At 64.1% G+C, this 20,647-nt stretch carries 14 protein-coding genes; 6 read left to right on the forward strand and 8 right to left on the reverse strand.

Annotation, left to right across the window (positions count from 1 at the left end; all coding sequences use genetic code 11):
* Nucleotides 1-166: 166 nt before the first annotated feature.
* Nucleotides 167-958, forward strand: coding sequence for a helix-turn-helix domain-containing protein (locus CDV44_RS12930; RefSeq protein WP_087688376.1), 792 nt, complete (start codon nucleotides 167-169; stop codon nucleotides 956-958).
* A gap of 42 nt (nucleotides 959-1,000) precedes the next feature.
* On the opposite strand, the gene CDV44_RS12935 is transcribed toward CDV44_RS12930, so the two are convergent.
* From CDV44_RS12935 to CDV44_RS12945, 3 genes are read right to left on the reverse strand one after another with little or no spacing between them, the layout of a single operon-like run.
* Nucleotides 1,001-2,095, reverse strand: a complete 1,095-nt coding sequence (locus CDV44_RS12935) for a GntG family PLP-dependent aldolase (RefSeq protein ID WP_087688377.1) — start codon at nucleotides 2,093-2,095, stop codon at nucleotides 1,001-1,003.
* A complete protein-coding gene (locus CDV44_RS12940; RefSeq protein ID WP_212677108.1) occupies nucleotides 2,092-3,402 on the reverse strand; it encodes a dicarboxylate/amino acid:cation symporter in 1,311 nt (436 codons plus the stop codon). Before CDV44_RS12940 ends, CDV44_RS12935 begins: the two co-directional genes overlap by 4 nt.
* Before the next feature lie 52 nt (nucleotides 3,403-3,454).
* Entirely contained in the window at nucleotides 3,455-4,141 is a 687-nt protein-coding gene (locus CDV44_RS12945) for a GntR family transcriptional regulator (protein WP_058379577.1), read from the reverse strand.
* Between the two features lie 962 nt (nucleotides 4,142-5,103).
* Between CDV44_RS12945 and CDV44_RS12950 the strand changes: the two genes are divergently transcribed.
* The 5 genes from CDV44_RS12950 to acnA all read left to right on the forward strand — a co-directional run bounded on the left by CDV44_RS12950 (nucleotide 5,104) and on the right by acnA (nucleotide 14,478).
* On the forward strand, nucleotides 5,104-6,267 hold the full coding sequence (locus tag CDV44_RS12950; RefSeq protein ID WP_087688378.1) for an efflux RND transporter periplasmic adaptor subunit: 1,164 nt from the start codon (nucleotides 5,104-5,106) through the stop codon (nucleotides 6,265-6,267).
* On the forward strand, nucleotides 6,260-9,367 hold the full coding sequence (locus tag CDV44_RS12955; RefSeq protein ID WP_087688379.1) for an efflux RND transporter permease subunit: 3,108 nt from the start codon (nucleotides 6,260-6,262) through the stop codon (nucleotides 9,365-9,367). Before CDV44_RS12950 ends, CDV44_RS12955 begins: the two co-directional genes overlap by 8 nt.
* 4 nt (nucleotides 9,368-9,371) lie before the next feature.
* On the forward strand, nucleotides 9,372-10,862 hold the full coding sequence (locus CDV44_RS12960) for an efflux transporter outer membrane subunit (RefSeq protein WP_087688380.1): 1,491 nt from the start codon (nucleotides 9,372-9,374) through the stop codon (nucleotides 10,860-10,862).
* Nucleotides 10,863-10,969: 107 nt separating this feature from the next.
* Nucleotides 10,970-11,614 (forward strand): LysE family translocator, encoded by a 645-nt coding sequence (locus tag CDV44_RS12965; RefSeq protein ID WP_170935972.1) that lies wholly within the window; start codon nucleotides 10,970-10,972, stop codon nucleotides 11,612-11,614.
* Between the two features lie 266 nt (nucleotides 11,615-11,880).
* Nucleotides 11,881-14,478, forward strand: coding sequence for an aconitate hydratase AcnA (gene acnA / locus CDV44_RS12970; protein WP_087688382.1), 2,598 nt, complete (start codon nucleotides 11,881-11,883; stop codon nucleotides 14,476-14,478).
* 47 nt (nucleotides 14,479-14,525) lie between these two features.
* Here acnA and CDV44_RS12975 read toward each other — a convergent pair whose 3' ends face one another.
* The 5 genes from CDV44_RS12975 to CDV44_RS12995 form a co-directional block, all read right to left on the reverse strand.
* A complete protein-coding gene (locus CDV44_RS12975) occupies nucleotides 14,526-15,455 on the reverse strand; it encodes a LysR substrate-binding domain-containing protein (RefSeq protein ID WP_087688749.1) in 930 nt (309 codons plus the stop codon).
* Between the two features lie 63 nt (nucleotides 15,456-15,518).
* On the reverse strand, nucleotides 15,519-16,589 hold the full coding sequence (locus tag CDV44_RS12980; RefSeq protein ID WP_087688383.1) for an ornithine cyclodeaminase: 1,071 nt from the start codon (nucleotides 16,587-16,589) through the stop codon (nucleotides 15,519-15,521).
* Between the two features lie 102 nt (nucleotides 16,590-16,691).
* Nucleotides 16,692-17,810, reverse strand: a complete 1,119-nt coding sequence (locus tag CDV44_RS12985; protein WP_087688384.1) for a succinylglutamate desuccinylase/aspartoacylase family protein — start codon at nucleotides 17,808-17,810, stop codon at nucleotides 16,692-16,694.
* A gap of 131 nt (nucleotides 17,811-17,941) precedes the next feature.
* A complete protein-coding gene (locus tag CDV44_RS12990; RefSeq protein ID WP_087688385.1) occupies nucleotides 17,942-19,804 on the reverse strand; it encodes an ABC transporter ATP-binding protein in 1,863 nt (620 codons plus the stop codon).
* Entirely contained in the window at nucleotides 19,801-20,640 is an 840-nt protein-coding gene (locus tag CDV44_RS12995; protein WP_087688386.1) for an ABC transporter permease, read from the reverse strand. The genes CDV44_RS12990 and CDV44_RS12995 overlap by 4 nt, the downstream gene beginning before the upstream one ends.
* Nucleotides 20,641-20,647: the final 7 nt, after the last annotated feature.

The raw sequence follows: 20,647 nt of genomic DNA on the forward strand, positions 1-20,647 counted from the left end.
CCATGGCTATTGGTAGAATACCGGGGAACTTTTTGCTGTGAATCACAAAAAATGTTGAGAAACGGACATTTTCTGTCCATTTCTCTAAGCTTTTGCGCGGCGGGCGCCTCATCAGGGCACTCGCGGTGAGCCCAGAGTTGTCGATCGGTCCGGTTGGGAAGATGTCATGAAGGAATTGCTGCTACGCCGCTATCCGCAAACGCGCCGACATTTGTCGCGCGACGTCACGTTCGTTGGGATGGAATGCGAGGACGGCGAGCGACAGCCGTGGCATCAGCATCAGCATGGTCACGTGGTGATGGCGCTGCGTGGCGTGGTGCGCGTGCTCACGCCGGCGCACACGTGGACCCTGCCCGCCTCGCGCGCGCTGTGGCTGCCGCCCAATACGCCGCACGAACTGCACGCTGTCGGACGCATGCAGTTCTGCACGATCAGTATCGAGCCCGGTTCCGTGTCGTGGTTATGGCCCAACGCCCTCGTGCTGACTGTAGGGCCGCTGCTGCGCGAGCTGGCCGTCGACATGCTGGCCGACGGCATGCATTACGCACCGGACAGCCGCACGGCGCTCTCCGTCCCTTTACTGCTTCGCCTGCTGCGCGAAGCCGCTGCTCCCGGCGAACACGGTTTGCCGCTGCCCAGTTCAGCCAAGCTGCTTGCGATCTGCGAGCACATGATGATGGCGCCCGCGACGGACTACTCGCTGGAGCGATGGGGGGAAGAAATGGGGGCGAGCGGCAAGACGCTCGCACGCCGGTTCAAGGACGAGACCGGCATGACCTTCGGGCGGTGGTGCCAGCATATGCGCGCGTCGGAAGCGATCACGCGGCTGGCCCTCGGTGCGTCGGTCGGCGACGTGGCACTCGCGCTCGGCTATCAGAGCCCGAGCGCGTTCATCGTCATGTTCAAGCGTCTGTTCGGCCGCGCACCGCAGCAGTATCTGGCGGTGGCGGAACGCTGACGCCTCAACGCCTCAACGCATCAACACTTCAACGTTTCAACCTCAATGCACACCGAGCACCGGTGATGCACTCGCGGCGAACGTGTCGCGGATCGAAGCAATCGCGGCCACGGTTTCGTCGATGTCGTCGTCGCCGATATGGCGGTGCGTGACCAACCGCAGCATCGACTGGCCGCTGGCACGCGCCAGAATGCCGTACTCGGCGAGCGCCGCCTCCCACGCACGCGGGTCGCTCTCACGCTGTTCGCCCACCCGCAGCCGCACGATATTGCTGTGCGACGGTATCGAATCGACGAGCAGCGGATCGATTGCCGCCAGTCCGGTCCAGAGTCGATGCGCACGGTGATTGTCGTCGGCCAGACGCGCCACCATCGTCTCCATCGCCACCTTGCCCGCCGCGGCCATGATGCCCGCTTGGCGCAACCCGCCACCGACCATGCGCCGGAACGTGCGTGCCTGTTCGATCAACGCATGTGAGCCCACCAGCATCGCGCCCATTGGTGCCGACAATCCCTTCGACAAACAGAACGTCAGGCTCTCGCAGTGCGTGGCGATCGTTGCAGCGTCCACCCCAAGCGCCGCCGCTGCGTTGAACACGCGCGCCCCATCCAGATGCACCGGCACGCCCGCACGCGACGCGAGCGAATGCACGTCGGCCAGATAAGCCAGCGATGGCACGTAGCCGCCTGAGTGGTTATGTGTCGACTCCACGCCGACCATCGCCGTGGGTTGCCCATAACGGGAAAAGCCGGGGCGCAGTGCCCCGGCCAGTGCATCGAGATCCATCTCGCCACGCACCGACGGTATGTTGACCGGATAGAGGTGCGCGAGGCGCGACATGCCGCCCGCCTCCGACTTGGCCATGTGCGCCTGTGCGTCGATCACGGCTTCACCGCCGCGCGTGGCGTGGCACAGCGAGGCGATCAGATTGCCCATCGTGCCGGAGACGACGAACATCGCCTCCTCCTTGCCGGTGGCCACCGCCGCCAGATGTTCGAGGGCGCGCACCGTCGGGTCGCCCTCCAGTGTGTCGTCGCCGAGCGAGGCGGTTTGCATCGCCTCCCACATCAGCGCGGTCGGCCGGGTAACGGTATCGCTGCGCAGATCGACGACGCGTTCGGTATTACGTTGGGTCATGCGGGGAACTCCTGACCGTGCGCATGGCTGCCGACTTGGCCCGCCTGCCCCGCATTCGACTCGGCGAGCGCCGCTTGCACGGCCTCGGGCGATTCATACGGAATACCGGCGAGCTTCATCACGAGCTTGATGGCCACGGTGTTGCTGAAAACGTTGATCGCAGTCCGGCCCATGTCGAGGAACGCGTCGACACCGGCGATGATCGCGAGTGCCTCGATAGGCACGCCGATCGTGGTGAGCACCATCGCAATGGCAACCAGCCCGCCCGACGGCACGTTGGCACTGCCCTTGCTGGCCAGCGTCGTCACCAGCACGATGGAGAGCAGCGTGGGCATGTCGAGCGGCACGTGATACGCGTCGGCCAGAAAGCCCACGGCCAGTGCGAAGTACATGATCGAGCCATCGCGGTTGAACGCGTAGCCCAGCGGCAACACGACCGAGGCGATGGCCTTGGGCACGCCCATGGCGATCAGCTTCTCCATGTGCAGCGGCAGCGTGGCTTCGCTGGAGCGCGTGGCGAACGCGAGAATCACCGGTTCGCTGATCGCACGCGTGGTCGCCAGCGGCTTTTCACCGATCGCCTTGAGCAAGATCCAGAACAACACCAGCAGCACGCCGAGGCCCAGATACATGGTGCCCACGAGCTTGACCAGCGCCAGAATCGTGCCGACACCCTGCGTTGCAAAGAGCCACGCAATGATCGCGAAAATGGCGATCGGCGAGAGCGAGATGATCCAGTCGGTGAGTTTGAACACGGCCCCCATCAAGGCGTCGAGCACGCCGACCAGCGGCTTGGCGCGCTCGCCGATGGCCGACAGCGCCATACCGAGCAGTACCGCAAACACCAGCACCGGCAGCAGGTTGCTGCCGCTCATGGCGGCGAAGATGTTCGACGGAATCATCTCGAGGAAGAACTTCGTCCAGTCGACCGACGCCGCAATCGGCTTGGCCGAGGCGTGCGCAGCGGCAAGGTTGGCACCGAGCCCCGGATGGAAGATCGCATTGAGCCCCAAGCCGATCACGATCGAGACGAGCGTCGCGATGAAAAAGTAGACCATGCTGATCGCCGAGACACGTCCCAGCGCACGGGCGTTGTGCCCCATCTGGTAAATGCCGAGCGTGATAGCCGTGAACACGAGCGGCACCACGATCATCTTCACGGCTTGCACGAACGCTGTGCCCACCGGCATCAACTTCGTCGCAAGACCGGGCGCGACCATGCCGCAGCCGACACCGAGGGCAAGACCGATGAGCATCTGGACGGGCAATGGAATGAGGCGTTTCTTGCTGGCAGAACGGGACGACATGACGGCTATCTCCGAAAAAAACGTGACGGCTTGGCGAGCGTGATCGATCCGATCAGCGCGAAGCACCGGGCGACCCGGCGGGGACGAGCGCCTGCAAACGGGTCTGCATGGCGTGCGTAAGGTGGTCCCAGACACTGCGCTGGGCCTCCTCGGGACGCCCGGCGGCGATGGCGTCGAAGATCGCAAGGTGTTCGCGAACTGCGGCGCGCGTGCGCTCGGCGTCGTAATGCGGGATGCGTTGCAGCGCCAGACCGTTCTGGGTGCGCAACGCGTGATAGGTCTCGACCAGCCGCACGTTGTCGGCAGCGGCAAACATCGCTTCGTGGAATTGCCAGCCCACGCGTTGCGTGATGTCGACGTCGAGCGGCACGGCTTCGTCCTGCGCGTCGAGGGCGCGCAGGCGCTTGGCCACTTCTTCCAGCGCCGGGGTCACGCCCTTTTGCGCGGCGAGCCAGGCGGCCATGCCTTCGAGTGCGAGACGCACTTCATGAATCTCGCTCAGATCGCGCACCGACAACTGGCGCACGAAGGTGCCGCGCATCGGCACGATCTCCAGCAGGCCGTCGTTGGCAAGCGCCCGGATGGCCTCGCGCACGGGCGTGCGGCTGATGCCGAAGCGCTCGGACAGCGCGCGCTCGGAGAGGGCCTCTCCGGCGCGAATTTCGCCGGAGACGATTAGGGCGCGAATGGCGTTGTAGGCCGAATCGCTCAGGGCCGGGGTGCGTTGGGTCTGGTTCATAACTGGTATACCAGCAAAAAACAATTTGCCGGTCAACGCGAAAATCTGTGAACGGGGGCCTTTTGCGGGTAAACGATGACCGTGCGGGCGGCCTCATCGGCAACTCATTGGCAACGACGCCACACGACTGCCCCCGGCATGTCGCTCAGTGACGTGTTGCTCCGCAGCATCATGTGCCCCGCAATTCAGTGAACGATTAAATTACAGTTTATTAATTGAAAAACTCGGTAATCCCTTATCCGGCTGTGAAATCACGAATATCGAATCACACTCAGTTTTATTGACCAAAACCAGAAGAAATCGCACCAAAAATGGGCCTAACAATTGCTTGACGCGCCTAATTCACGCGCGTACATTCCGCCACGAATCAATCATCAGGGGACACCCCAATTGGACAGTTGTAGTTGCCCGTTACCGCTTGAACGGTAGATCCCGGCCCGACGTCCGTCCCTTTTGGTCGCCGTCTCGCCGGAGTGCGAGAGGTGCGCCATATCTGCGCTCAGTTGATTTACACCGGAAGCCTTTCCGGTTCGGCTGACCAGATCCCCGCCTTCCCCAGATCGTCATGCGCTTGAAGTCTGCTTGCCTGTAACGGCAAGTCGAGACTTGTGCGCGTGTTCACCGTGAACGCTTGCAAGCTGCTGCGCCGATGCCGGTCGCGGCAGCGCGGCGTGCGCACGTTCTTGCCCGCGAGTCACCGCTGCTATCCAACGGTTCCTTAGCTTAAGGAGAAATCGATGCCCGACCCTGACAGTTGCTTATGTCGGTCGCATGTCATTGACACATACGCACTTCAAATCACCTTTAAACCGGAAATTCCTTCGAATTACCGGCAGGTATTGCGTCGCGTGGCGAATCACGATTTACGTTGCCGGATTAAATTCCGACTGACGTGACCCGACTCGTCTTTCACGTGAGCGCAATGCCATTGCCTCCCTCACGTGAAAAAAGAGATTCGGGAAATGAACAAAATCCATCTATCGGGCGCGAACAAACGGATTGCCCTCGCCGGCCTCGGCGTGATCGCAACGCTCGCCCTCTCGGTCGAAGCCGTACGCTGGATGTCGACGACCAGCCACGCTTCCGTCAAGTCCGACGCCGCCGAGCACGCCATCGTGCTCCGCGATGGCGATAAGTACGTCGTGCCCCCTGACTCGGCGTTGCGCTCCCGGTTGAGCGTTGCCGCCGTGGGCCTGCGCGACGAGCCGCGCATGGTGCAATTGCCTGCCACCGTCGAAGCCGACCCCGCACGCACCGCCAACATCCTGCCGCCGGTGGCCGGTCGCATCGTCGAGCTCAAGGTTCATCTCGGCGATCACGTCACGAAAGGCCAGCCGCTGCTGACCATCGACTCGGGCGATCTGGCACAGGCTTGGTCCGACAACGACAAGGCACGCGACGCCTTCACCCACGCGGGCACGACGCTCAAGCGCGTGCAGGGCCTGCGCGATGCGGGCGCGGGTGCTGCGAAGGATCTGGAACAAGCGCAAAGCGACTACACGCAAGCGCAAGCCGAACTCACCCGCTCAGAGACCCGCCTGCGCGGCATCGGTGCCGACGCGCACACGCGCGGCCGTCAACTCACGCTGGTCGCCCCGTACGCCGGCACGATCACCGCACTGTCGACGTCTCAGGGCGGCTATGCCAACGACCTGACCGCGTCGCTCATGACCGTTTCCAATCTGGATTCCGTCTGGGTGACTGCCAACGCCCCCGAGAGCAACGTCGCGCTGATCGCCAAGGACCAGCCGGTCGACGTGGTCTTTCAGGCGTATCCGGGCCAGACGTGGCACGGCAAGGTGAGCTTCGTGAGTGAAGTGCTCGATCCCGACACGCGCCGCGCCAAGGTGCGCATCGCGTTCCCCAACACCGACGGCCGTCTCAAGCCGAACATGTTTGCAACGGCGACGTTTGCCGTGCCCCAACAGCGCTCGGTCTTCGTGCCGAATTCGGCGCTGATCATGAACAACGACAGCACCGTGGTGTGGGTGGAAGTCGCCCCGTGGACCTTCGTAAAGCGCACGGTGCAGCCGGGTTACGGCGAGCCGGACGGTGCGCGCGTCGGCGCCGGGCTGACGGCAGGCGATCGCATCGTCGTCAAGGGCGGGGTACTGCTCAATGATTAACCGCCTCATTACCTTCTGCCTGCACAAGCGTGTCGTCATCTGGGTGGTGGCGCTGCTCGTGGCTGCCTTCGGCTGGTACAGCTGGACGCAAATGGCCGTCGAAGCCTACCCGGACATCGGCGACGTGACCGCGCAGGTCACCACGCAAGCCCCCGGCCTTGCCGCCGAGGAAATCGAACAACAGATCACCGTGCCGCTGGAACGTGCGCTGGGTGGTACGCCCGGCGTGGTGTCGATGCGCTCGTCGTCGACCTTCGGCCTGTCGCTCATCACGCTGGTGTTCCGCGACGGCGTCGAAGATTACTGGGCCCGTCAACGGATCAACGAACGCATTGCAGGCGTCACGCTGCCCTCGGGCATCACGCCGGGACTCGACCCGGTGACCGGCCCGGCGGGCGAAATCTATCGCTACACGCTGGAGTCGGATACCAAGAACCTGATGGAGTTGTCCGAGCTTCAGCGCTGGGTCGTGATCCCCGCGCTGCAACAGGTCGCGGGTGTGGTGAATGTCGACAACTTCGGCGGCTTCACCATGCAGTACCAGCTTGAGCTCGACCCGGTGCAGTTGCAGCGCTACAGCATCGGTCTGAACGACGTCACCACAGCCATTAACAACAACAGTGCCAACGCTGGCGGCAGCCGCATCTCGCGCGGCGAGCAGGGCTATGTCATTCGTGGCATCGGCATGGTGCATTCGCTCACTGACCTCGGCAACATCGTGGTCACGCAGCGCAATGGCGTGCCCGTGCTGGTGAAGGATCTGGGGCGTCTGACGTACAGCCATCAGGAACGCGAAGGCATTCTCGGCAAGGACCACAATCCGGACACGATCGAAGGCATCGTCGAGATGCTCAAGTATCAGAACCCGTCCGAAACGCTCAAGGGCGTACACGCGAAAGTTGAAGAACTGCGCAAGCAGCTTGAGCCGCAGGGCGTTCGTCTCGTGCCTTACATCGACCGCGACGACCTCGTGCAGAACACCATCCACAAGGTGTCGCACACCGTGGCGGAAGGCGTGGGTCTCGTATGCATCGTGTTGATCCTGTTCCTCGGCAGCCCCCGCAGTGCGCTAATTGCCGCCGTGACGATTCCGCTCGCGCTCGTGGCCGTGTTCATCATGATGCACTTCACGAACATGCCCGCGAACCTCTTCTCGCTGGGGGCGATCGACTTCGGCATCATCGTCGACGGGGCCATTGTCGTGACTGAAGCGATCTTGCGACGGCGAGAAGCGGCACCCGAGGCCGTGCTCACCGAAGGCGACGTGCTGAGCGCGACCCTACAGGTGGCGCGCCCGATCCTGTTCGCCACGCTGATCATCATCACCGCCTACCTGCCGTTGTTCGCCTTCGAGCGCGCAGAAGCCAAGCTGTTCTCGCCGATGGCCTACACGGTGGCCTACGCATTGGCCGGCGCCTTGCTGTGCACGTTCATGCTGATTCCCGGGCTGGCGTACGTGGCACTGCGCAAACCGCGCAAGGTGTTCCACAACGTGCCGCTTCAGCGCGCGCAGGCCGGCTTCCAGCGCTGGCTCGACAAGTTGCTGAATGCGCCCCGCATGGCCATTTCCATCGGTGTGTTCGCACTGGCGGCGGTGGTGGCGCTGGGCGCGACGACCGCTCGCGAATTCCTGCCCGATCTCGACGAAGGGTCGCTGTGGCTGCAAGTGCAATTGCCGTCGGGCCTCTCGCTCGACAAGGCCAGTGAAATGGCCAGCGAATTGCGCACGGTGCTGCTGAGCTTCCCTGAAGTGTCGTATGCCGTCACGCAGTTGGGGCGCAGCGACAGTCAGGCCGATCCGTGGACGCCGTCTCATATCGAAGCGCCGGTGGGGCTCAAGCCTTACGACACGTGGCCGCACGGGGAAACCAAGGCCGAGTTCGTCAGCAGGCTCAACGATCGTCTCAAGCAGATTCCGGGCATGTCGGTCGGCATCAGCCAGCCGATCATCGACGGCATCAACGACGCCGTGGGCGGGGCTCACAGCCCGCTGGTGATCCGCATCGTCGGCGACGATTTCAAGGAACTTCGCCGTATCGGCACCGAAGTCGTTGGCGTGCTCAAGCAAGTGCCGGGCACGGCCGACGCGTCGATCTTCGAAGAGCCGCCGATTCCGCAGATCGTGGTGAATGTGGACCGGGCTGCGGCTGCGCGGTATGGCATCAACGTGTCTGACGTGACGAATCTGATCCAGACCGCCATTGGCGGCGCGTCGGTGAGTCAGGTCTACGTGGGCGACCGCCAGTACAACGTGACCGTGCGCTTCCCGCCCAACACTCGCAATAGCCCCGAGACGCTGGGCAATCTGTTCGTCAATGCCCCGGGCGGTGCGCAGATTCCGTTGTCGGCACTCGCCAGCATTCGGTATCAGAGCGGTGAGGCGACCATCACGCACGACATGAGCAAGCGTGAGCTGATCGTTCGCATCGACTATGCGCAGCGCGGGCTGTCGGATTATCTGGCCGACGCCGAGAAGCGCATCGATGCCAACGTGAAGTATGACCACAGCAAGTACCAACTCGTGTGGGGTGGACAGTTCGAGAATCAGCAGCGGGCGCAGGCACGGCTCACGTTGATCATGGGGCTGGTGCTCGCGTTGATGCTGGTGTTCCTGTTCGCGGAATTCGGCAAGCTGCGTCAGGCTGCGCTGATTCTGGGCGTGGTGCCGCTGGCAACGCTGGGCGGCTTGATTGCCCTGCGGCTGACGGGCGAAACGTTGAACGTGGCGAGTGCAGTGGGCTTCATTGCGCTGTTCGGGGTGGCCGTGCAGAACGGCATCATCATGATTGCCAACATCAACCGTGTGCGCGCGGAGGGGCTGGGCTTGCGTGAGGCGGTGATTGCAGGCGCGGTCGAGCGCTTCCGTCCGGTGCTGATGACGGCGACGGTCGCGACCGTGGGCATGTTGCCGGCGGCCATGGCCATTGGTGTCGGCACCGACGTGCAGCGCGCACTCGCCACCGTGGTGGTGGGCGGGTTGATCGTCGCCACATTGCTGACGCTGTTCATTCTGCCGACCTATTACTACGTCCTCGAACGCTATATGGAGGAGCGCGCCGCAAAGCGTGCCCTCCAAGCGGCCGAACCGGCACAGGGGTAAAAACATGACTTATCGTTATTCCGGGGCGCGCTGCGCCGTGGCGCTGGCAGCCGCGCTGTCGATGGCCGGATGTGCCGTCGGGCCCGATTTCAAAACGCCGGAAGCGCCTGCCAATGCGGGTTACACCGTCGACGCCCTGCCTGCGGGCACCACGTCGGCCGACACGACGGGCGGCAGCGCCCAGCGTTTTGTCTCCGGCATGGATATTCCTGCGCAGTGGTGGACGCTGTTCCACTCGCCCGAACTCGATGCCCTCGTGAAAGAGGCCATCGAACGCAATCCCGACATGGACGCGGCGCGAGCCGCGCTCAAGTCGGCCCACGAAGCGGTGCGGGTGCAGCAAGGCGACTTCTTCCCGCAGGTCAATGCATCGTTCGCCCCGACGCGCCAGCGAATCGCATCGCCGCTGGCGAGCCCGGCCGCCAGTGGTGACAATCTCTACAACCTGCACACGGCGCAGGTGTCCGTGTCGTACACGCTCGATCTGTTCGGCGCAAACCGGCGTCAGGTCGAATCGCTCATCGCGCAAGCGGATGCACAGCGCTTTGCACTGGAAGCGACGTATCTGACGCTGACCAGCAACGTGGTGGCCGCAGCCATTCAGGAAGCGTCGTTGCGCGGGCAATTGGCCGCTACGCAGGAGATCCTTGCGCTTCAGCAGCATTCGCTTGATCTGCTGCACAAACAGTACGACTTGGGGCAGGTGGCGCAGGCTGACGTGGCGGCACAAGAAGCGTCGTTGGCACAGGCGCAGGCAGCGGTGCCGCCGCTGGAGAAGCAGCTCGCGCAACAGCGCGATGCGCTGGCCCGCTTGCTCGGGCGCATGCCGAACGAGCGCATCGGCGCGCAGTTCGATCTGAGTGGCTTGCAGTTGCCCGAAGCGTTACCGGTGAGCTTGCCGTCGCAACTGGTCGAACAGCGTCCGGACGTGCGTTCCGCGCAGGCGCAGTGGCATGCGGCCGGTGCGGCGGTAGGCGTGGCCGTGGCCGCACGTCTGCCGAGCATTACGCTGAGTGCGAGCTACGGGGCGAGTGCCGAAATTGCCCGGGAACTGTTCAGCCCGGGCACGGCGTTCTGGACGCTGGCGGGTAGCCTGGCGCAGCCGATCTTTGCTGGCGGTGCCCTGTTGCACAAGCAGCGCGGGGCCGAAGCGGCCTACGAGCAGGCGGGTGCGCAGTATCGCGGCACGGTGCTCACGGCGTTCCAGAATGTCGCTGACACGCTGCATGCCCTGCGCACGGATGCCGACGCCCTGAGTGCATCGCTCAATGCCGAGCGTGCGGCAAAGCGCAGTCTGACGATTGCCCAGAAGCAACTTGAACTGGGCGATATCAGCTACCTGACGCTGCTCAACGCTCAGCAGACGTATCAGCAGGCGCGTATTGCGTTGGTGCAGGCGCAGGCCAATCGCTACGCCGATACGGTGGCGCTGTTTCAGGCGGTCGGCGGCGGCTGGTGGCATCGCGACGATGTGCAGACGGCGAAGGCGGGCTGACGTCGCGACGACGCTTGCCTGAGGTTGACGTCATCGACGGTGTTACGATGCCGGCGCATGACGTCAACTGTGTTGCCAACGCTGTAGTGCTGACAGGAATCACCGAAATGATCGACTTCGCCGTACTCCCCTACTTCCTCGCCACCGTAGCGGTTCTCGTGGCGATTCCCGGCCCCAACACGATCTATGTGTCGACGGCGAGCGCGAGTCAGGGGTTCCGGTACGGTCTGGCGTCGTGCTTCGGCGTGATGCTCGCGACGCTGGTGCATGTGGGTTTCGCGGCGGTCGGGCTCACGGCGCTGCTGATGGCGTCGCCGATTCTGTTCACGGCGATCAAGACGGTGGGGGCGGCGTATCTGGTCTATCTGGGCATCAAGGCTATTCGAAGCAAGGCGCAGCCCGACCCTGTCGACACCATGAAGGCGCCTGTACCTGCGCTTGGCGCGTCGGTGCGCAAGGGCTTTCTCGTCAATCTGCTGAACCCGAAGACGGGGTTGTTCATCGCGGCGTTCCTGCCGCAGTTCGTGAATGCTGCCGCTGGCAACGTCCCACTGCAAATCGTGACACTCGGGGTGATGCTTGTGGCGGTAGGCAGCGTGAGCGACGTGACATACGCCGCACTCGCCCGCACGATCGGCAAGGCCATCGCGAATCGGGGTGCCAAATCGGGCGCAGGCAAATACATCACCGGCCTGCTTTATATCGGCCTCGGCGCCGCCGCCATGGCGACGTCGAATGGGGCGGGGAAATAGGAGACACACGCCTCGCTACGTGAAAACAGCCGCTTGAGCGGCTGTTTGGCGGTCGCTGACCGTGTGTATCGCCGGGCTTCCCCGTTCGACTGTCGTCCATCATCCTCTCGATCATTTCGGGAATGGTCTGGATTCGCGGCCTACCATCCAACCTTGCCCCATAAGCACACGCGAAATGCCTCATGAGCGCCAGTGATCGGTCCCATCGATCACCTCGCGTCCGGGCGTCATTGTGGGCGGGCTGTGCAAGCCGCAAACTATTGGCCATGAACCCGATCTCCGTCTCCGGTCAGTTGCTCGACGCAACCGGCCATACTCGCCGATTTATCGATCTGCCTGCCCTCTTCGGCGATTCGCTCACGCGTCTGCCTGTCGTCTTACGCCTGTTGCTGGAAAATGCGCTGCGCAACCTGTCCGGCGATGAACGTCAGGCGGCCATCGACGGTGTGCTCGATTGGCTGGAACGCGGCACCAGTCTCCACGAGATTGCGTTTTATCCGCTGCGCGTGCTCATGCACGACACCACCAGCACGCCCGCGCTGATCGATATCGCCGCCATGCGCGATGTGCTCGCCGAAGCCGGTGCCGACCCGTCGCAACTCAACCCCGTGCTGCCCGTCGACGTCTCCGTCGATCATTCGCTCGCCGTGCAGTTCCATGCGCAAGCCGATGCCGCACAGCGCAACTTGTCCGAGGAAATGCGCCGCAATGCCGAGCGTTATCGCTTTCTGCGATGGGCGTCCGGCGCACTCGACCGCGTTCGCATCCATCCGCCGGGCACCGGCATCATGCACACCATCAACCTCGAACAACTCGCCACCGTCGCCAGCGGGTGCAAGATCGACGGTGAACCGTGGCTCGTCCCCGACACCCTCATCGGCACCGACAGTCACACGCCGATGATCAACGGTATCGGCGTGCTCGGCTGGGGTGTGGGCGGGCTCGAAGCGCAAACGGTCATGTTCGGCATGCCGGTCATGCAACGGATTCCGGATGTCATCGGCGTTCGTCTCTCCGGGGCACTCCCGGCAGGGACCACCGCCACCGATCTTGCACTGCGCGTGACCGAAGCCCTGCGAAACCTTGGCGTCAGCGGCGAATTCGTCGAGTTCTACGGCACCGGCGTGGCAACGCTCAGCGCCAACGAACGCGCCGTGGTCGCCAACATGGCCCCCGAATACGGCGCCAGTACCGGCTACTTCCCAGTGGATGCCCGCACCCTTGCCTATCTGCGAGAAACCGGACGCGACGCGTCGCATATCGCCAACGTCGAAACGCTCTACCGGGGCGCCGGACTCTGGTTCGACCCGCACGCCACACCGCGCTACACCCGCACAATCGACATCGACCTCGATAGCGTCGAGCGATATGTCGCCGGCCCCTTCCGGCCGCAAGACCGGCTCCCCAGCGGCGCGACAGGCCGCACATTGGGAGCCGATCCAGCCCCGCGCCGGGGTGGCCTGCCCGATTGGCCGATTGCGCTGGCCGCCATCACCAGTTGCACCAATACGTCAGACCCCGCCTTGCTCATCGCCGCCGGATGGGTCGCGCGCCGCGCAAGAGCGCGTGGCCTGCACGTGCCGTCGTGGGTCAAGACGTCGCTCGCTCCCGGCTCCCCTGCGGCTGCCGACTATCTCGCCCGCGCGGGACTCGATCATGACCTCGCCGCGCTGGGTTTCGATATCGTCGGTTTCGGCTGCACGACCTGCATCGGCAACGCGGGGCCATTGCCGGAACCGATTGCACGCGCCCTCGCGGACGCCGCCGCAACGCCCGTCGCGGTCGTGTCGGGCAATCGAAACTTCCCCGGACGCATTCATCCAGACCTCGGGCACGCGTTCATCATGTCGCCGCCGTTGGTCGTTGCCTTCGCGCTGGCCGGAACCGCTGCCATCGATATCGAGCACGATCCGATTCAATTCGACGCCCACGGTCTGCCGGTTTATCTGCGCGATCTCTGGCCCACGCGCGACACCATCGCCGCCAGTCTGGCAGCCGTGCGCGCCGACGACTTCGGTACGGCATTTCACAACGCGAGCGGCAATCCGCTGTGGGCCGGTCTCGACGTATCGCACGCCCCTCGCTATGCATGGTCGCCACGCTCCACCGCATTGCGCCGGCCGCCCTTCGTCGCGCGTGACGAAGGCAGCCTGCTCGGCGACTACGACGCGCATGTGCTGCTCGCCCTCGGCGACGATGTCACGACCGACCATATCTCCCCGGCCAGCGCCATTCCGCCCGACAGTCCCGTGGCCGACTTTCTGGTCGAACGCGGCGAGCCGCGCGACGACCTGAACGTTTTCGCCTCAAGGCGAGGCAACTGGGAGGTGATGGTGCGCGCGGCGTTCTACAGCAAATCGCTGGTTAATTTGCTTGCCGCCGACTTGCCCGTCGCGCATACGGTGCATGGACCGAGTCAGGACGTCATGCCGATTTTCGATGCCGCCCAACGGTATCGCGAAGAGGGCCGCCCCGTCGTTCTGGTCGCCGGTGCCCGCTACGGCACCGGGTCGTCGCGTGACTGGGCGGCAAAAGGACAACGGTTACTGGGCATTCGCGCCGTCGTCGCCGTCAGTTTCGAACGCATCCACCGCTCGAATCTGATCGGCATGGGTATCTTGCCCTTGCGTCTACCTAGGGGCGTCACACCACAGACGCTTGCGCTGACCGCGCAAGATCGCATCCGGATCAGGGCATTGCCGTCGGACGTCGCACCGCGCGCCGCCATCGAGATCGTGATCACGCGTGGCGACGGCCGTACAGAATCGCTGGTTACGACAGCGGCGGTAGAAACGCGTCTGGAAGTGGACCTGCTGCAACGCGGCGGCGTGATCCCGTCGATCCTCGCCCGCGCGTTGCGTTGATTGCCTAGTTGATGGACTTGATTGTCTTGCCTCGGCGGCCTGAGTTCTTAGCCCGCCGTACGCCGCCCGGTCGAGCCATGCACCAGTCGTGAGTACGACACGAGCATGGTCACCAGCTCTTGCGTGGCCATTGTGAACGGGGCCGAACGACGCGCGATCAGGCAGACGTCGCGCGGATCGAACGTCTCCCGAATCGGGATGCTGATCAACGCGTCAGAGAATAGCGGCATCTCGGCGAGCACTTGCGGCTCGATCGTCAGATAGTCCGACTCGGACACGATATGCAGCGTCTCGAGCAGCGACTCCGCCGTCAACGCGATCTTGGGATGTCCCAGACTCTCTGTATTGAACAGACTGATGAGCCGGTTCTCGGCACCGACGATCCCCGCCGGACGAATGCTGACCCACTCGCAATCGACGAGATCGCGCACCGACGTAGCGTTCGCCTTCGGATGCCCCTTGCGGGCAATCACACTCGGTGACGACCGATACAGCCGCTCGATGCTCAGGTCGACGTCGCTCACCTGCGGTGCCAACGGCGCGATCACGAAATCGAGCCGGCCATCGCGAATGCGCTCGATCAGCATCTTCGTGTAGCCACTCGTGACATGCACCCGCACCTTCGGAAAGCGCTCGACAAAGCGCTTGACCACCGGCAGCAGCAACTCGGCCAGCGGCTCGGAGGTCACGCCCAGCGTGATATTGCCTTCCTCTTCACCAGTCGATTGCTTGACGTCTTGCGTGGCCAGATCGCAGTCACGGATGATGGCGTTGGCCCGGATGAGGAAACGCTCGCCCACCGGAGTGAGTGTCACCCCCTGATGCGAGCGGTTGAGCAACGCCGTGCCGAGCTCCGACTCCAGCGCCTGAATGGCCTGTGTGAGTGTGCTCTGGGCGATGTCGAGCGCGCGTGCCGCCGCGCGGAAACTACCCTGCTCGACGACGGCGCAAAACACGCGCAATTGAATGAGTGTCATGCTCAGCATCCTACCCGAAACCGCCTGTCGCCAGCCTCGGCGACGGCGTTCGTTGTCAGCGTGTCACACAGCGCAGACCGGTGCGATCCCAACCGTTTTGACGGTCTTCACCGGCAACACCGGCGCCACCAGACTATAGAGATCCTTGCAATCGTCCGGCTCGGGAATCAGGTCGATGGTCTTGCCGACACCCGCCGTCTGCGACAGATCGCGCAGATAGCGCAACGTGGAGAAGTCTTCCAGCGCGAAGCCTACGGAATCGAACACGGTCACCTGCTCACGCGATTCGCGCCCGGCGCTCTGCCCGGCAAGCACTTGCCAGAAATGCACCACCGGCGAGTCCGCAGGCATTTGCTGGATCTCGCCCTCGAGACGCGTCTGCGCTTCGAACTCGACCATCACGCGAGCGGTTTGCAGAATATCGCGATCCAGTTCGGTCTTGCCCGGGCAATCGCCGCCGACCGCGTTCAGATGCATCCCCGGCTCGATCATGTCAGCCGTGAGGATCGTGGCGTAGGTCTTGTCGGCAGTGACTGTCGTCACGATATCGGCACCGCGCACCGCGTCGCGCACCGATGCCACCGGCAGCAGTTTGAGACCAGGTACGCCAGCCAGATTGCGCATGAGCTTGGCCGTCGCGGCCTGATCCACGTCGTACAGGCGGATCTCGTCGATCCCGAGCATCTCGTGAAACGCCAGCGCCTGAAACTCGCTTTGCGCGCCGTTGCCGATCAACGCCATGACGCGGCTGTCGGTGCGCGCCTGACAGCGGGCCGCCAACGCCGACGTCGCCGCCGTGCGCAGTGCCGTCATCAGTGTGAATTCGCACAGCAACAGCGGATATCCGGTGCTCACTTCGGCGAGCGCGGAGAACGCCATCACCGTCAGCAGGTTGTGCCGCGTGTTGACGGGATGGCCGTTGACGTACTTGAATCCGTAGAAGCGGGCATCAGACACCGGCATCAGCTCGATCACCCCGTTATCGGAATGATTGGCCACGCGTGCCGATTTATCGAAGTCGTGCCAGCGCAGGTAATCGTCCTGCACATAGTCCGCGAGCGTGCGGATGAACGGGGCAACGCCGGTTTGGCGCAACAGGGTCTGTATATCGTTGACGTCGAGAAATCGAGTCATATGCATCTCTTTTGTGGAGGTTCGGTTCGGCCTACATTGGCGGGCAGTCGGGTGTCGTAACGGTCAGGGTCAGGACGAAAGGGACGAAAGGGACGAAAAGGATCAGGCGCCGAGCAGCATGCCGGAGCGCTGGACGCGCTGGCCGGTAACGCGGCCAAGCGGATCGCCCGCATTGACGAATCGCACGTCGCGGCGCATATACAGCACGCCTTGTGTCCGGCTCGACACGGTGCGCACTTCGCCCGTCAACGGCGCAACGATGTCGAAGACCGGTTGCCCGACTTCGACCATCGTCCCCAGTGCCGCGCGGTGCACCAGAATGCCGGCGCACGGCGCGCGGAATTGCTCGCTGCCGGCCAGCGGCGTGGCGGGATGCAGCAGCGGCGGCAACGGCTGGGCATCGCCCGCGATATCGCCAATGTGGGTCAGGTATTGAATGATCGCGTCGGCATCGGCGTCGGCCTGCTCGTAACTGACGTCGCGCTGGCCGCGATGCTCAACGGTGACAGAGACCGGCCCTTCTGGCATCGGGTAAGTCGTGCCGAAGTGCTGGCGAAGCTGCCACCACGTGTAGCTCTGCGCCTCGTCGAACGAAAACGCGCCCGAATCCAGCGCCAGCAGACTCGCCCTCGAGCCGAGATAGCGCGCCAGCGGCTCGGCCGCCGGCCAGCATTCATCGCCGGTATAGAGGTGCATCGTCGCTTCGCGCGAGCAATGCAGATCGAGCACGATATCGGCGTCGTGAGCCTGCGTCATCAGCAGGCGTTGCAACGATCCGAACGCATCCGTCACGGGCAATTCCGCCAGCGCCTCGCCCCAGGCCGTGCGTACGCGCTGACGATTGACGTCGACGTCGTCGGTCAGTGCGCCTTCCAGACGCTGCACAACGGCCTTGAACACCATCGGGAAGCCGCGGTTGTAGTTGCGCCCGCTGGCCAGCTCGAAGCGCCCTTGCGGCGCGCCCATCAGCCACTGGTTCAGCCCCATGGGGTTCGCCATGACGACGAGTACGACTTCGGCGCGCAAGCGGCCCTGCGCTTCGAGCGCGAGAAACTTGTCGCGCAGACGCGTCGCTACCAGCATGGCGGGCGTCTCGTCGGCATGCAACGCTGCCTGCAAGTAGACCTTGCGGCCCGAGGATGCATTGCCGAAATGCTCGGCGACCACCGCTTGCGAGGTGCCGCTGCACAAATGAGAGATGGGATGCGTGACGCTATGCATGGTAAGAAATTAGTGACCTAACGTAAGACGGCTAACTCGCACAGCGCAGGCCGGCGAATCGATATCAGCATGGTAGGCAGTCACCTGACCGGCAGGAATGCAGATCCGCCGATCGGGATTGCCTATAACAATCACTGCCCGCTCACGAATACCGCGACGCGGTGTTCCGGGTCGGGACTGTGGGCGACCGGGCACAGATGCGGTAAGGCTTCGCCCCCCTGTTCGGGATCGAAGTACGCCAGTGGCGCATCGTTCGACTCGTGTTCGGAAAATTCGCGCGTATGCACGGCAAAGCCCGACTCGCGATCGCCTCGCAATTCCGGCACGGCGCGCAGCAGACGGCGTGTGTACGGGTGCGCGGGACAGTCGTAGATCGCATCGCGCGTGCCGCGCTCCACGACGTGCCCCCGATACATCACGATGACGTGATCGGACAGTTGTTCAACCACACCCAGATCGTGCGAAATCAGCAACAGCGCAAAGCGATAGCGCGCCTGCAATTCGGTGAGCATGTCGAGCACTTGCTTCTGCACCGTGACGTCCAACGCCGATACGGGTTCGTCGGCCACGATGATCTGTGGATGTGCCGCAAGCGCGCGCGCAATGGCCACGCGCTGGCGCTGACCGCCCGACATCTGATGAACAAACCGCGTGCCGAAGCTCGCCAGCCCCACGTCGGCCAGCACTTGCGCCACCCGCTCGCGACGCTGCGCGGTACTCAGCGACGTGTCCAGCCGCAGCGGCTCCTCGACCAGCGCGTCCACGCGCATGCGCGGATCGAGCGACGAGTACGGGTCTTGAAACACCATCTGCACGGCCCGGCGCGACGCCCGCATGGCAGCGTCGCCACCCTGCGCCGGAAACGGTGCACCGCGCACGCTCACCTGCCCTTGCGCGCGGGGCAGCATGCCCATCACAGCCTTGGCGAGGGTTGTCTTGCCGCTGCCCGACTCGCCCACGATCGCCAGCGTCTGACCGGCATGCACGCGGAACGAACACGGGTAGACGGTTCGCACGGCCTTGCGCCGGAACCAGCTTTGCGGAACAACGTAATCCACCGCCACATCGGACACTTCCAGAATTGGCGCATCGGTGATCACAGTGCCCGCAGGCGCACGCGTCCCCGCGTCGCGGCGTGGCAAAGACTCAAGCAGACGCAACGTGTAATCGGTTGAAGGATGTGACAACACCCGCGCCACCGGCCCCGACTCGACGGCGTCGCCCTGACGCACCACCAGCACGCGCTCGGTGTACGCCGCCACCAGCGCCAGATCGTGACTGATGAATACCAGCGCCGTTCCCTCCTCGCGCGCGAGGCCGATCATCACGTCGAGGACTTCTTTTTGCACCACACAATCGAGTGCTGTTGTCGGCTCATCGGCGATCAACAGCCGGGGCTTGAGCAGCATCACAGCGGCGAGCAGGATGCGTTGCCGCATGCCGCCCGAGAACTCATGGGGATACCGTGCCATGCACCGCTGAGGATCGCGCACGCGCACCCGGGCGAGCATCGCCAGCGCTTGCTGACGCGCCTGTGCTGCCGCGACGCCGCGACGGCGCACGAGCGCTTCGATCATCTGCTCGCCGATGCGCATGGCCGGGTTGAGCGAGACCATCGGCTCCTGAAACACCATACCGATCTCGGTGCCTCGCACGTCGCGCCATTGCGTGGCGTCGAGAGCGAGCAACGAGCGGCCGTCGAACGTCAGCGTGCCGGCGCGGGCCGTTGCCGATTCCGGCAGCAGGCCGAGCAGCGCCTTGCCGATCAGCGTCTTGCCACTCCCCGATTCCCCCACGACGGCAAGCGATTCGCCGGCGCGCAGCGTCAGATCGATATTGCGCACGACATCGCGCTGACCGCCTTTACCGTCGGGAAAAGCAATGCACAGCCCCTTGATGTCGAGCAGCGGCGCGCTCGCTGAGGCCGCTTCGGTCCCCTGCGTCAACGACGACGGAACCGGCTCAACCGACTGGGCATTTGCGAGCGCGTTCATTTGACCTCCTTCAGTCGCGGGTCGAGCAAATCGCGCACGGCGTCGCCCAGCAGGTTGATACCGAACAGCGCCAGCGAGATGGCCGCGCCGGGGAACAACACCACCCAGAACGCCTGATCGATGGCCGAGCGACCGTCCGCGAGCATGCCGCCCCACGTGGGTTCCGGGGCGGGCACGCCAAGCCCCAGAAAACTCAGGGCACTCTCCGCGAGCAGGGCCGAGCCGAACAGCGACGTCGAGAAGATCAGCAACGGCTGCACGCAGTGAGGCAACACGTGCCGCACGAACGTCCACGCCTCGCGATTGCCCATGGTGCGCGACGCTTCGACGTAATCGCGCATGCGCAGCGACAGCACGGCCCCACGCGCAATGCGGCTCACCGATGGCGTGTAGGCAAGGCCCAGTGCCAGCACTACCCCCCATTTCGAGGGCCCAAGCACGGTCATGATGCCGAGTGCCAGCAGCAGACCGGGGAAGGCCATCAAGGCGTCGACCAGCATGCCCGCCAGCCGGTCGGGCCAGCCGCCGACGTAGCCGAAGATCGCGCCGATCAACGTGCCGGCAGCCAGCGCCAGCACGACCGAGGCAACACTCACCATCAGGCTCAGACTCGCGCCGGCCATGATGCGCGAGAGCACGTCACGGCCGAACGCGTCGGTGCCGAACCAATGCGCCGCGCTCGGTGCGGCGTAGCGGGCGTAGATATCCACGTCCACCGGGTTATAGGGCGTGTAGACGAGATCGACGGCGGCGATGAGTACCAGCAGGCCGACCAGAAAGCCGCCGATCCACAAATTGGCCCGTCGCACGGATAGCAGGGAGAACAAATAGGTCATGGGGCGT

This window comes from Pandoraea sp. PE-S2R-1 (genome assembly GCF_002179865.1).
In the GTDB taxonomy this organism is placed as follows: domain Bacteria; phylum Pseudomonadota; class Gammaproteobacteria; order Burkholderiales; family Burkholderiaceae; genus Pandoraea.